Below are 12,984 nucleotides of genomic sequence, written 5' to 3' on the forward strand. Positions count from 1 at the left end.
AAATAAATTCGAAAGGAGAGGATCGATTTGAAAATAAGTCTCGAAGACTTAAAAAAATTCAGGGAAAACTTTGAATCTTCCGAAAAGAACGTAGTCGCAATGAATGCCGCCTCGAACTGTGCCATCAACACCGCGGCGCTTAACAGAGTTCATGCCCAGAGCATGAACAGAGTTTTTTCAAATGAGATAAAGACAAGGGGCGTTACGAATCAAAAGAAGAGTGGAAGATGCTGGATGTTTGCTGGCCTTAATCTTCTGAGGGAAAGTGTTGCGGATAAATTGAATCTTGAAAATTTTGAACTTTCCCAAAGTTATCAGATGTTTTACGATAAACTTGAAAAAGCGAATTACTTTCTCGAGAGTATAATCGAGACAGGAAAAGAGGACCTTCACGGTAGGTTAGTCATGTGGATTCTTTCGAAGCCCGTCGAAGATGGGGGTCAGTGGGGCATGTTCGTCGATCTTGTCGAGAAATATGGAGTGCTTCCAAAAGAATTGATGGACGAGAGTTTCCAGACGAGCGATTCGGCGACCATGAACAGATTGCTCGACACAAAGTTGAGAGAAGATGCCATGATTTTGAGAAAGATGATCGAGAAAAATGAATCCGAAAAGCATATCCAGTCAAAGAAAGTCGAAATGTTAGATGAGATATACAGGATACTTTCCATAAATATGGGCCTTCCTCCTCAAACCTTTGATTACGAGTACAAAGATAAAGATGGAAATTTCCACAGAATAGAGAATATAACGCCGGTAGAATTTTACAAGGAGTTTGGATTTCCTCTCGAAGATACCGTAAGCGTAATAAATTGTCCAACGCCAGACAAGCAATTCATGAAGACGTATACAGTCCAGTACCTCGGGAATGTAATCGGAGGAAAGGGTATAACGTATTTAAACCTTGACCTCAAAGACTTCAAAGAGATGGCAAAAAAGGCGATTTTAGATGGGAACCTTACATGGTTTACAGCCGATGTTGGAAAGATGATGGAAAGGGAAAAGGGAATTCTCGACACAGAGATATACGACTTTGAGAAACTCTATGGGACGAAATTCATATTCGATAAGTCAAGCCGTCTCGATTACGGTGACAGTCTCATGACTCACGCAATGGTCTTTACTGGAATTGACATAAACAGCGAAGGCAAGATCACGAAATGGAAGGTTGAAAACAGTTGGGGCGATCAGATAGGAGACAAGGGATATTTCATAATGAGCGATTCTTGGTTCGACCAGTACGTCTACGAAATAGTCGTTGACAAAAAATACCTTTCTAAAGAGATGAAAAAGGCTCTAAAGGAAAAGCCTGTCATTCTTCCTCCATGGGATCCAATGGGATCCGTTGCGTTTGCAAGATGAAGGATAAAAGAAATTTTCTCATTTTCTCGATTTTAATTCTCAATCTTTTTTACGTTCTCCTCTTGCTTAACGGCTCGATAAGCAGAAGAGATGATCTTTTGATCTTCTTCATTCTGCTTACGGCCTCTTATCTGAGCCATTCTTTTGGCGTGATAAGATTTGGAAAATTTGCCGTATCTTTAAGTTTTTTCTTTCTTTTTCCGATGCTTGTCATCTTCGGACCCGTCGTCACATCCATCGTGGCTTATTTAATTGTACTTTTCCAATACGCAAAGATAGATATACCACGGAGAATTTATGGTGGGGTCCAGTACGCTCTCTCCTACGCGACTGCCGGCTTTGCGCTGAATTATGCCGGCGTCAGCGTGTGGGGAATAATATTGGCATTTTTTGTCTTCAAAATAATGAACTTCATACTCGTCGATCTTTTTCTTTACTATTATTATGGAAGATACAAAGACTTCATAACCTCTCTAAAATATCTCTCTTTAGAAAGCGGTGTCTTTGCGCTTGCCCTTCCGATGGCATACTTTCTCTACTTTTCAAATGGTTATATAACGTATTTCATTCTTTACACGCTTATCTTCCCAATACTTTTGACATATTTGTTGTCTGTCGAGAGCAACGCGAGAATGGAACTTGAAAGGGAAAGAGACGCGCTTTCTAAAAATGTGAATCAACTCAAGCGCGTGCTCGAAGTTTCTGAAATGCTAAAGTCAAATGTTCCGCTTGTCGATCTTATGATGAAGGTTGCATCTATAATCCAAAAGGACCTTGGATGGGAATATGCACTCGTAAGCCTTGTCAAGCCTGACGGAAGTATTGACAGGATAGCATACGCGGGTATTTCAAATGAAGATTTCCAAAGGCTTCGTCAAAATCCTCCAACTCTTGCCTTTGTCAAGAGTCTCATGAGAGATGAGTACAAGATCTCAAACTCATATTTTATCCCGGAAGAGGCGAATGTAAACCTTCCTGACGAGATGGTCTACGTCGGAAATTACGATGTAAAAGACGCGGACAGTTGGAAAGATAGAGATCTTCTATGGGTTCCGATATACGACAAATCCGGAAGAATGATAGCCTACATCTCTCCGGACAAACCTGCAAGCGGCAAAAGGCCCAAGATCGAGGATATAACCATACTCGAGATCTTTGCCAATCAGGTCTTAATAGCGCTTGAAAATTCGAGCGAATTCGAAACACTTCAGGAGAAAGCCATCCGCGATCAACAAACCGGTCTTTACAATCACACCGAATTTTACAACAGACTTGATAAATTCGTCAAAGAAAACGAAAGATTCGCGCTTTTGATGATGGACATAGACGATTTCAAACTTGTAAATGATTCTTACGGTCACCAGATGGGAGATTTAATCATAGAATACCTCGCAGACAAAATAAAAAATTCGATAAGGCATGGTGATATCGCGGCAAGGTACGGAGGAGATGAATTTTCCGTTATATTGAAGGACATAGACAAATCAACGGCAAGATCCATCGCCGAGCGTTTGCGCATCTCTGTCGCTCAGGGAAACCCTCCCGTCAAGATAACCATAAGTATAGGCATCGCTTCGTATCCCGTCGATTCATCGAGTTCTAACGGTATAGTCGCATCGGCCGATAGAGCGTTATATCTTGCAAAGATGAGAGGAAAAAATCAGGTCTCCTTCTCAAACTAATTCCGAAAGCACAAGGGCAGAAAATTTCATTCCCTCTTTTGTGAACCTTAAAAATCCGTCTTTACTTTCAAGAAAATATCCTCTGAATTTATCCAATTTTTCAAGGTAGATCGCCGTGAGTTCAGATCCAAATTTAGTTCTCAAGTCATTCTCATTTATTCCGCGAGCAAGTCTTAACCCCATGAAGATTGTTTCGCCTATCTCTTCTTTTAGACTGTTATTTTTGTGATATTCGTACGGCAACAAATTCGATCTTATCTTTGCGAAATAATCATTTATGTCTGAAAGATTTACAGATCTCTCGGTTCCAATGTGGCTGCCGGCAGAGACTCCTATTCCCAGATACTCACCATTTTCCCAGTAGTTGATGTTGTGAATAGATGGCTTTTCTAAGGTCCAAGAACTCAACTCGTACCTTTTGTAGCCAAAATTCTCAAGGCCATCTACTATGGTATCGTACATCCTTTCCGATATTTCTTCAGATGGCAATCTTGCAACGCCGGCGTTGACCATGGAATAGAGCGGCGTTCCTTCGTGCAATTCAAGTTCGTAAAACGAGATGTGATCAGGTCGCGTGCTTTCTATTATCCTTAGATCTGACTCTACATCTGAAAGTCTTTCAAATGGAAGATTGTACATAAGATCGATATTGACATTGTTAAAGTATTTTCTGACAATATAATACCTTTTCAAAAAATCCTCAAGAGTATAAGGCCTTCCTATGACTTTCAAAATTTCATTCGAACTGCTCTGAAGTCCAAGGCTTATCCTGTTAACGCCAAGATCCTTCAACCGGTGACACTTATCATCTGTAACATCTTCAGGATTCATTTCAAGAGTTATCTCTTGCGCATTTATTTCAAACGCTGATTCTATTTTCTTCATCAATTTTGAAATGTAGCCCACATCCACGTGGCTTGGGGTGCCCCCTCCGAAATACATGGTAAAGACTTCGAAGTTCTTGCAGGATCGAAGATCGATCTCCTTTTCCATCGCTTCGAAGTAAGAAGGAATGAGTTTTTCATTTACAACGGATGTGAAATCACAGTAGACACATTTTCTCGAGCAAAAAGGTACATGGACGTACAAAGAAATTTTAGTTTTCAACGGATAAATATACCGCCCCCTGATTGTACCCAAAGGTCAACTGATTTTCTCCATCCATGAAGATCGTGTAAATTGCGGGACCGTATTGCGAAAAAGAGGCCCTCAAAAACCAGTTGTTTCCCATCGTCGCAGAGGAAGAAGACAAGCCTATCGCGGGAGCAAAACCTTTTTCATTGTATGCAGTTCCAGCATCTAAGGATATGCCAAGTTTTTTGATTTCAAATCCGCCTGTGAGAAAGTAAAGATTTCCGACCTCATTTGTCGTCAAAAAAGATGCTTTCCATGGATTATACGAGAGATCGAGGTTTGCCATACCCTGAAAATCAGATTGAAAGACAAGATAGAAGTGAGTTTGAGCGTAAAGTGAAAGGTTAGAAAAGACGAACTGGGTTGTACCAGTCATGTCAACGCCAAAATTACCGAGAGCGTAATTTCCAAGTTCTAAATTTAGATCGTAAAAGATCGGTGCCATCGTTCTCATCGTCTCATATTGAAAGTATCCAACCGGCTCGATAGGGTTAAGATCGAATCCGAGAGCCGCAACGTATTTAGTTTTTCCGACCATCAAATCTATGAAGCCGACCCTTTGCCTGTCTATAAAGGTCTTCGAAAAGCCTACCGCTCCAAAGACGCCTGTTGTTCCAACAGATTCAAGAAAAACGAGATTGCCAATTTCTTGAGAATAAGAAGTTGTCCATTGTGTACCGAAAAATGGAAAGATTTTAAAAGCGTTGGATGCAAAGATCGTAACTCCCGTTAACCCCACAATTAAAATCACAATGAATTTTTTCATACATCTCTCCTCCAAATAAACCCGCACCATGAATTTTCACAATTTTTATCCACCATCTTGAATCCCTTTTCAACGTAAAAATCTTCAAGTGCCCTTTCATGAGATCTGTCTATTCCCGAAACCACAAAATATGCACCGGCCGGAATGAAATCAACCATCTTTATCACAAGATCGTAATAAAGATTTGCCACAATGACATCGAATTTCTCATCAATACCATTTAAAAGATCGTTCTGCCTTACCTCGTAATAAACGTTGTTTATCCGCGCAGTCTCCAACGCCTGAGAAATGGCGAGTTTATCCACGTCCAAGGCTAAAACCCTTGAGGCTCCAAGTTTTACGGCAAAAGCCGATAGGATCCCGCTTCCACATCCAACATCACACACGGTCGATCCTGGTTTTACAACTTTTTTGAGAAATCTTATCGCTATTTTGGTGCTCTCGTGTTCTCCCGTTCCAAAGGCCATTCCGGGTATTACTCTAACGGTTATGCCATCCGGATCCTTGAATTTATCTGGATTTGGATTAACGTAAAGTCCATCTCCAACGTCCACTATCTTCAAACTGTCCGCCCATTTCTTTATCCAGTCTTCATCCGTTACAACTTCGATCTCATACTCTATGCCCATCTCGGCCAGATCGATTTCTTCGTCGCAAAAGAGATGAAAATATTCCTCATCTCCTTCTGGAAGCGATTCAGAGTAAAAATCACACCATCCCTTTGCGCACAGATACTCCATGATCTGGTCTGACTCACTTTTCTTTACCTTGAACTTAAAAGCCCTTCTTTCCATTTGTACTCCTTATTTCCCAGTTGAATTTTTACAACAAATATGATATCATTTTTTTGACTGGAAGGTCAAAGTCAGAAAGAGGTTATGAATATGACGGTAAGACAGAATGGAGTCAGAGAAAGTATATTGGAAGCCGCAAAGGTGGCTTTTTCTTCGAAGTCTTACGCCGACGTTTCAATGGAAGACATAGCCAAACTCGCCAATGTTAAAAAACCTTTGATATATTATTACTTTCCAAGTAAGGAAGAACTTTTCAAGGCAACATGGGACGAGGCCTTCCACAAACTCGAAGACAAGGTCTTCGGAATATCTGAAAATGACAACAAATACGTCAGAAAAGCGAAGGCCTTCCTGAGGGCATATATAGATTTTCTCAGAAATGATAGACAATCCCTTAGACTCATAGAAAGAGAAAAGACGCGCTTTTATTCCGAGACCGGATCGAGTTGGCAGCACATAAAAACCGAGTACGACGGCTTCGTGAACAGGGTGGCCGATGTACTTTCCACCGAGATCGACACTGACTCAAAAGAATACGCGCGAGCCATAACCGACATAGTCGGATCCTCTGCACTTTTGCCGGAGGGACAAATGTCTCCCGACACCATCGAACTTATAATAATAAAAGGACTTGCAAAGTAATAAAACACAAACAAATGCCCCGATAAGACAGTGACAGGAGAAAGAGCAAAAAGTGAAGGTTAAAGATGTAAAAGTTGTATAATACTCATGAGGTGATGGAAAATATGATTTTGTGGTTTGCTTCAATGGTGCTTTTGATTCCGGCCATAATTCTTGCCGTATGGGCACAGGTAAAGGTTACATCTACATTCAAAAAATATTCTCAGGTGAGATCTTCTGCAAATGTAACGGGCGCAAAACTTGCCCGCATGTTGCTCGATGCCAATGGCCTTTACGATATAAAAATTGAAAGGACGCCGGGCCAACTTACAGATCACTACGATCCAAGGTCCAAAGTTATAAGGCTGTCCGACGTAACTTATTCGAGCGATTCAATCGCGGCGCTTGGTGTGGTGGCCCATGAAACGGGCCATGCCGTCCAGCATGCCCATCATTACGTACCTTTGATACTTAGAGACGCAATAGTACCGACCGCGAATATAGGGTCAAGCCTTTCGTGGATAATATTCTTCCTTGGCCTTATATTCTACAGCCAATTTTTGATGCAGATAGGAATAATTCTGTTCAGTTTCTTTGTGATATTCACGCTTGTGACACTTCCAGTTGAACTCGATGCCTCACACAGGGCCCTTGTCATGCTAAAGAATGTCATGGCAATACCCCAAGGAGAGGTTTCGATGGCAAGAAAGGTCCTCAACGCCGCCGCCATGACATACGTGGCAAGCGTCGCGATGGCCGCATTGCAGTTGCTTAGACTTATACTCATATCGAACATGGTAAGAAGATGAATTCTCGAATCGTAGCGCTTGAGATCCTGAAAGAAGGGATCTCGAATTTTTTTATATCAAGAACTTCATGGGAAAAGACCGTAAAATTCAAAGATGAAGACAGGGCATTTATAAGGAAGATCGTGTACGGCACTTTAAGGTATTACTTCGAGTTAAATAAACAGATCGATCTTTTTTTGAAAAATCCAAAAAACACTCCTCCATACATCAAAAGCATACTGATAATGGGGGCTTACGAACTGATAGAGATGAAAACACCGTCTTATGCCGTCGTCAACGAGTACACAAAGATCTCACCTCCCAAGTTCAAAGGCCTTGTCAACGCGATCTTAAGGAGAATATCCGAGGTAGCGAATGAAATCGATCTTGGCACAGGCCTTCCCCAGTGGCTCTACGATAAGTTAGAATCTCAGTTTGGTGAAAATTTCGACATGTTTTTGAAGAGCATAGAATCGCATGAAATTTCGCTGAGATCTGTAAACAAAAGTCAGGATGAGATAATCGGAGATTTTATATCACACGGCATTCAGGCATATCCGATGCACTTCTCTCCATGGGGAATCAAATGTCCGGAAGGGATTGATCTTAACACTTTCAAACAATTCGAAAATGGCGATTTCACATTTCAGGATGAGTCCTCACAACTTGTCGGTATCGTTGTCAATCCCAAAAAAGGAGAAAAAATTTTAGATGCCTTCGGAGGAGTTGGAACGAAGACGACGCATCTCATTCAAATGGAGCCTGAATCTTCGATCTTTTACAACGATCTTAGCAGATCCAAAAGTTCGATCGCTATGGACAATTTCAAAAGATTACGGAAAATGCCTTCAAAAATAATGAGTTTGGACATTTTAAATGACGAGATAGATGAAAAATTTGATAAAATACTTGTTGATGCACCATGTACGGCACTTGGAACGATAGGAAAACATCCGGACTTGCTTTTGAGGATAACGGAAAGGGACATAGAAGAAAAGTCAGAGATGCAATTGAAGATGATAGACAAATTATGGAATAACCTTTCGATCGGCGGGACTCTGGTCTATTCCGTGTGCACGGTAACAAAAGAAGAAACGGATGGTGTGATCGAAAAATTTCTTTCAACGCACAAAGGAAGATCTGTAGATCCTTTTGATGGGGTTTTCGATTTTGATTTTAACGGTTTTGGAGTTCAACTTCTGAAATGGATGGAGGGTTTTTACATTTCCAAAATCATCAAGGAAGGTTAAAAAATGGAAAATATTCTCGATTACGATTTTAACGGCTTAAAAAGTAAATTGGAATCTGAAGGTCTTGAATCTTACAGGGCCATTCAGATCTTTGACTGGATATATCAAAAACACATTATCTCATTTGCGGCCATGACGAACATTTCAAAACAATTAAGAGAATCTTTGAGTTTGAAATTTTCAATAGATCTACCAGAACTTGTAAAAAAATCAAAATCCTTAGATGGAACTGTTAAATTCTTGTGGAAATACAAAGACGGAAATACCGTCGAATCAGTTATCTTGAGATATCCGGATAGGATAAGCGGATGTATATCTTCTCAAGTGGGATGTCCTTTGAATTGCGCCTTTTGTGCCACCGGTATGTCTGGATACATAAGAAACCTTACCTCCGGAGAGATAATCGGCCAAATTCTCGGGATGGAAATTGAGGAAAATGAAAAGATAAACAACATCGTTTTCATGGGTATGGGAGAGCCCATGCTCAATTACGATGAAGTCATGAGAGCCATAAGAGTTATAACGGATCCGAAGGCCTTCAAAATAAGTCAAAGAAGGGTCTCCGTCTCCACTGCCGGTATAGTAGATGGAATAATAAAGATGGCCAACGAACCTCTCGATTTAGTCCTCTCCATTTCTTTACACGCTCCAACAGACGAGAAAAGGTCTTCAATCATGCCCATAAATAAAAAATACAATCTCAAATCGCTCATCGAAAGCGTAAAGACGTATCAAAGAATTAAAAATAGGCGTGTGACCTTTGAATACATATTGTTCGATCATTTCAACGATACTATAGAGGACGCAAAAAATCTCGTGAAACTTCTCGAAGACATAAAGTGCAACGTTAATCTCATAAGATACAACGATACTGGATCTGGCTTTTTAAAATCGACAGATCAAAGAGCCAGCGAATTTGAAAAATTCCTCAAAGAAAATGGAATTGAGGCAGTCATAAGGGCAGAAAAGGGCGCGGACATAGATGCGGCATGCGGTCAGTTAAGGAGACGGACACTTTGAAAAATGGAATCATAGTATCCTTCAATTCGGGCTTTGTAACGGTCGTCGACGAATCAGATGGAAAAGAGATCCTCTGTTCTCTAAGGGGAAGGTTTAAAATAACCGGCACGAAACCTCTTGTCGGAGACAGGGTTGAGTACATAGTTGAGGGAGACAGGGGAAGGGTCGAGTCGATCCTGCCGAGGCACAACGTACTCGAAAGGCCAAAGGTCTCTAACGTGGATCAGGCAGTTGCCGTATTTTCGATCTCGACGCCAATGGTACCTTTATCCATTGTAGACAGAACGGTAGCGAACATATCCAAAACTCTTGCGGAAATTTTGATCGTTTTAAACAAAATAGACATAACGGACAGATCGAAGGTAGAAGAGTTCAAAAAGATTTACGAAGTCTACAAAGTATTTCTCGTTAGCGCACATCTCGGGACAGGAATAGAGGATCTAAGAAAAAATCTCGAAAAGAAGATCTCGGTCTTTGCAGGACCATCAGGGGTTGGAAAATCTTCTATAATAAACTCACTTCTGAGCGCGAATTTGAAAACCGGTAATATTTCGAAAACGAACTTTGGAAAGCACACAACAACGGCCGTTTCACTTTTAAAAATAGAAGGTGGAGGTTTTGTGCTCGATACGCCCGGTTTTACGACGGTTGAATTCGATGACCTGAAACCGGAAGAGGTTCAAAAACTCTTTCCAGAGATATTCAACGCCTCACATAAATGTCTTTTCGACGATTGCGTTCACGATCTTGAACCGGGCTGTCATGTGAAAGAAATGGTTGAAAATGGCACGATACCAAAGAGCCGTTACGAGAATTATCTCTCAATACTTCGTGAGGTAAGAGAAAAGGAGGGCAAATTTGAAAAGAAACGTTAAATTATCGCCATCTGTGCTTTCTGCAGATTTCACAAAACTTGGCGAGGAGATAAAAAAAGTAGAACCTTTATCTGATTACATACATTTAGACGTTATGGACGGACATTTCGTACCGAATATAACGTACGGCCTTATAATTGGCGAGGCCATAAAGAGAGTCACAAAAGTTCCGGTAGATACGCACTTGATGATCGAAAATCCAGAGATGTTCGTCGATGACTTCTGCGAAATATCCGAGATCGTCTCGGTGCATTACGAATCGACCCGTCATCTTAACAGACTTATAAATAGAATCAAAGATCACGACAGGAAGGCCTTCGTGGCGATAAATCCCCACACAATCGTTGAATTGATCAAAGACGTAATAATGGACATAGACGGTGTGCTTGTCATGAGCGTTAATCCGGGCTTTGGGGGCCAGAAATTCATTCCAAATACCATTAACAAGATAAGAACTCTCGACGAGATGAGAAAGGAGTTGGGGCTGACCTTTGAGATAGAGGTTGACGGTGGAATAAACGAAGAAACATTCAAATCCGTCATCAAGGCTGGCGTCGATATAATCGTAACCGGAAATTACGCTTTTTCGGCCGAAGATCCGATAGACGTTTTAAGAAGAATAAAGGAATTCAACCCGGATTAGTCCATCGCCGTTCATGAGACAAAAGCCATCTTTTTCTCCATACCCCTCCTGCATATCCACCGATTCCATCTGCACGTACGACTCTATGGCATGGAATCACGATCATTAAAGGATTTTTGGCAAGCGCATTTCCGACGCTTCTCGATAAGTGCTTGTTTCCAAGCATGATCGCAATATCTGAATAAGTCATAACCTCACCAAATGGAATCTGCGATACGATTTCATATACCCTTTTTTGAAAATCGCTCCCACGTATATCGAACTTAACAGAGAAGGCTTTTCTATCTCCATAGAAATATTCGTCAAGTTGGGATATGAAGTATTCAAGGCGAGGATCCTCAATTAGATCTGAATCGGTGAATTCGATCTCGAATATCCCGTCATTTGACGCGGATATTTTAATTTTGCCTACTGGAGAATCGTACACAGCGGTTGATACATCTTCAAAATCACTGTGAATTTTCAGCGAAATCCACCTCCGATGGTTTGACCCTCTCTTTTATTCCATTCCTTTCGACGACTAAGTAATCGGAAAAGACGTTAACGACTGTGCCTGTCTGAATTCCGGACGGATATATCAACTTAACCTTTGTGCCCTTTTTGAAGATGATGTAATTTCTCCAGAGATTGGTTATCAAATTTCTCTGGCCCTTGGTTATGTAATTGTGAAGATTTATCGATTCAGAATGTATTTTTCTAAGCAAACGCGAAAGTTCCCATTCTTTGCCAGTGATCTGCCTTAGAGAGATCGCGCTCCCGACCTCTTTGGGCGGATCGTTATTTACGTTTATCCCTGCACCCACAATGATTATTTTTTTTGAACCGTAATGAATTATTTCGGTCAAAATTCCACCGAGTTTTTTATGATGGTAATAAATATCATTTGGCCATTTTATTCCTATACCTTCAACTTTTGATTTGCCAAGTACCCTTACGATCGAGACAGCCATCATCTTAGTGTATATATTGGGATCTCTCGGAAGAACCGAAGGTTTAAAAATTATAGAAAACCATAAGCCCCCTTCGGGCGAGTACCATACTCTTTCGCCTTTTCCGCGGCCCGCGCTTTGTTTGATTGCCCATATTATATCCCCGCTATTTAAGATGTTTACCATTCTCTTTGCGACTTCATTTGTGGAATCCACCTCATCGTAGGAGTAAAGATGCTCAATCATTTAATTTATCGCCAACTTTGATCTTTCCGTCTAAATGAACATTGAGTTGATTGTATGGAATAGAGATGCCATTCTTTGTGAATTCTCTAAAAATATCCATTCCAAGGGCAATCTGGACATCAAAATAATCTTTTCTTAAAACCCAAAAGTGGATCGAAAAATTAACGGATGAACTTCCAAAACCGTCGAATGTAACGTAATTTGAAACGACAGAAGAGGGATCATCTTCAATGAAAGGCCCTTTATAAACAAGAGGTTCCTCATCCATAACCTTTTTGAGCAAGTCAGGTATTATCTTCATCTTTTCAGGGCTAAGAGAATAGGGAACACCTACCGACATATCGAGCCTTCTCGATAATCCTGGCCAGTATTTCGTCACATTTGAAGACCAGACGGCAGAGTTGGGGATGTGGATTCTCTTCCCGTCCCATGTGTCTATGATGGTATGGTTAAACTTTACTTCCCGGACTGTACCGCTCATACCGTTTATGTCAACCGCGTCCCCTTCGTTGACGGCATCTGTTATTATAACCATAAGGCCGCTGAAGAAATTGCTCAAAGGCGTTTGAAGCGCAAGACCCAATATGACGCCTGCGATTCCCAAACTCGTTAACAATGGCCAGATGTTGATGTTGAATTCGGCTATTATGATCATTATCGCTATGAAGATGAAAATGGTTTTGAGAATAGTCCTCGTAGTGTTGGGAGCCCTTAAATTTTTACCGGTTATGCGGGCCGCTCTGTTTACGACCTTTCCAATGTAATCTCCAAAATAATAAGCAATAATAATCAAAGCAACGGCTATTATCGTACGGATAAAATAGTAGAAAAAGGCGGTATTCTCAAATCCTGTAGATGCCGTTGGTGTCGCCAT

The 12,984-nt window shown here is 41.0% G+C and carries 14 protein-coding genes; 8 read left to right on the forward strand and 6 right to left on the reverse strand.

Annotation, left to right across the window (positions count from 1 at the left end; translation table 11 throughout):
• The first annotated feature begins 27 nt into the window (after positions 1-27).
• Complete coding sequence (locus ATHSA_RS08705; RefSeq protein ID WP_197739160.1) at positions 28-1,362, forward strand: C1 family peptidase; 1,335 nt, start codon at positions 28-30, stop codon at positions 1,360-1,362.
• Positions 1,359-3,044: a sensor domain-containing diguanylate cyclase gene (locus ATHSA_RS08710; protein WP_161848707.1), complete on the forward strand. Its 1,686-nt coding sequence runs from the start codon at positions 1,359-1,361 to the stop codon at positions 3,042-3,044. Before ATHSA_RS08705 ends, ATHSA_RS08710 begins: the two co-directional genes overlap by 4 nt.
• Here ATHSA_RS08710 and hemW read toward each other — a convergent pair.
• The 3 genes from hemW to ATHSA_RS08725 are packed head-to-tail and all read right to left on the reverse strand — an operon-like array spanning position 3,036 to position 5,738.
• Positions 3,036-4,151 carry a radical SAM family heme chaperone HemW gene (gene hemW / locus ATHSA_RS08715; protein ID WP_161848708.1) on the reverse strand — a complete coding sequence of 372 codons (1,116 nt, stop codon included), beginning with the start codon at positions 4,149-4,151 and terminating at the stop codon, positions 3,036-3,038. The two genes, ATHSA_RS08710 and hemW, sit on opposite strands and share 9 nt — an antisense overlap.
• A complete protein-coding gene (locus ATHSA_RS08720; protein WP_161848709.1) occupies positions 4,141-4,944 on the reverse strand; it encodes a hypothetical protein in 804 nt (267 codons plus the stop codon). Before ATHSA_RS08720 ends, hemW begins: the two co-directional genes overlap by 11 nt.
• Positions 4,941-5,738, reverse strand: a complete 798-nt coding sequence (locus ATHSA_RS08725; RefSeq protein ID WP_161848710.1) for a 50S ribosomal protein L11 methyltransferase — start codon at positions 5,736-5,738, stop codon at positions 4,941-4,943. The genes ATHSA_RS08720 and ATHSA_RS08725 overlap by 4 nt, the downstream gene beginning before the upstream one ends.
• 90 nt (positions 5,739-5,828) lie before the next feature.
• Here ATHSA_RS08725 and ATHSA_RS08730 point away from each other — a divergent pair, with 90 nt between their 5' ends.
• From ATHSA_RS08730 to rpe, 6 genes are all read left to right on the forward strand, one after another.
• Positions 5,829-6,380 (forward strand): TetR/AcrR family transcriptional regulator, encoded by a 552-nt coding sequence (locus ATHSA_RS08730; RefSeq protein WP_161848711.1) that lies wholly within the window; start codon positions 5,829-5,831, stop codon positions 6,378-6,380.
• Positions 6,381-6,484: 104 nt separating this feature from the next.
• Positions 6,485-7,168 carry a zinc metallopeptidase gene (locus ATHSA_RS08735; RefSeq protein WP_174755574.1) on the forward strand — a complete coding sequence of 228 codons (684 nt, stop codon included), beginning with the start codon at positions 6,485-6,487 and terminating at the stop codon, positions 7,166-7,168.
• Positions 7,165-8,397 (forward strand): transcription antitermination factor NusB, encoded by a 1,233-nt coding sequence (locus ATHSA_RS08740; protein WP_161848712.1) that lies wholly within the window; start codon positions 7,165-7,167, stop codon positions 8,395-8,397. The genes ATHSA_RS08735 and ATHSA_RS08740 overlap by 4 nt, the downstream gene beginning before the upstream one ends.
• Positions 8,398-8,400: 3 nt before the next feature.
• Entirely contained in the window at positions 8,401-9,417 is a 1,017-nt protein-coding gene (gene rlmN / locus ATHSA_RS08745) for a 23S rRNA (adenine(2503)-C(2))-methyltransferase RlmN (RefSeq protein WP_161848713.1), read from the forward strand.
• The gene (gene rsgA / locus ATHSA_RS08750; protein ID WP_161848714.1) at positions 9,414-10,292 is read left to right on the forward strand and encodes a ribosome small subunit-dependent GTPase A; all 879 of its coding nucleotides are present in this window, start codon (positions 9,414-9,416) and stop codon (positions 10,290-10,292) included. Before rlmN ends, rsgA begins: the two co-directional genes overlap by 4 nt.
• Positions 10,276-10,935 (forward strand): ribulose-phosphate 3-epimerase, encoded by a 660-nt coding sequence (gene rpe / locus ATHSA_RS08755; RefSeq protein WP_161848715.1) that lies wholly within the window; start codon positions 10,276-10,278, stop codon positions 10,933-10,935. The genes rsgA and rpe overlap by 17 nt, the downstream gene beginning before the upstream one ends.
• On the opposite strand, the gene ATHSA_RS08760 is transcribed toward rpe, so the two are convergent.
• Genes ATHSA_RS08760 through ATHSA_RS08770 form a run of 3 tightly spaced genes read right to left on the reverse strand, consistent with a single transcriptional unit; the run spans position 10,922 to position 12,984 of the window.
• A complete protein-coding gene (locus ATHSA_RS08760) occupies positions 10,922-11,362 on the reverse strand; it encodes a methylated-DNA--[protein]-cysteine S-methyltransferase (RefSeq protein ID WP_161848716.1) in 441 nt (146 codons plus the stop codon). The genes rpe and ATHSA_RS08760 overlap by 14 nt on opposite strands.
• 22 nt (positions 11,363-11,384) lie before the next feature.
• Entirely contained in the window at positions 11,385-12,110 is a 726-nt protein-coding gene (locus ATHSA_RS08765; RefSeq protein ID WP_161848717.1) for a biotin--[acetyl-CoA-carboxylase] ligase, read from the reverse strand.
• Entirely contained in the window at positions 12,103-12,984 is an 882-nt protein-coding gene (locus tag ATHSA_RS08770) for a mechanosensitive ion channel family protein (RefSeq protein ID WP_161848718.1), read from the reverse strand. Before ATHSA_RS08770 ends, ATHSA_RS08765 begins: the two co-directional genes overlap by 8 nt.

The sequence above is a fragment of the Athalassotoga saccharophila genome (genome assembly GCF_009936215.1).
Taxonomy (GTDB): domain Bacteria; phylum Thermotogota; class Thermotogae; order Mesoaciditogales; family Mesoaciditogaceae; genus Athalassotoga; species Athalassotoga saccharophila.

Coding starts and splice junctions, on each gene's coding strand:
- ATHSA_RS08710 (WP_161848707.1), top strand. CDS start 1,359: ATGAAGGATAAAAGAAATTTTCTCATTTTCTCGATTTTAATTCTCAAT.
- ATHSA_RS08720 (WP_161848709.1), bottom strand. CDS start 4,944: ATGAAAAAATTCATTGTGATTTTAATTGTGGGGTTAACGGGAGTTACG.
- ATHSA_RS08725 (WP_161848710.1), bottom strand. CDS start 5,738: ATGGAAAGAAGGGCTTTTAAGTTCAAGGTAAAGAAAAGTGAGTCAGAC.
- ATHSA_RS08730 (WP_161848711.1), top strand. CDS start 5,829: ATGACGGTAAGACAGAATGGAGTCAGAGAAAGTATATTGGAAGCCGCA.
- ATHSA_RS08735 (WP_174755574.1), top strand. CDS start 6,485: ATGATTTTGTGGTTTGCTTCAATGGTGCTTTTGATTCCGGCCATAATT.
- ATHSA_RS08740 (WP_161848712.1), top strand. CDS start 7,165: ATGAATTCTCGAATCGTAGCGCTTGAGATCCTGAAAGAAGGGATCTCG.
- rlmN (WP_161848713.1), top strand. CDS start 8,401: ATGGAAAATATTCTCGATTACGATTTTAACGGCTTAAAAAGTAAATTG.
- ATHSA_RS08765 (WP_161848717.1), bottom strand. CDS start 12,110: ATGATTGAGCATCTTTACTCCTACGATGAGGTGGATTCCACAAATGAA.
- ATHSA_RS08770 (WP_161848718.1), bottom strand. CDS start 12,984: ATGGCGACACCAACGGCATCTACAGGATTTGAGAATACCGCCTTTTTC.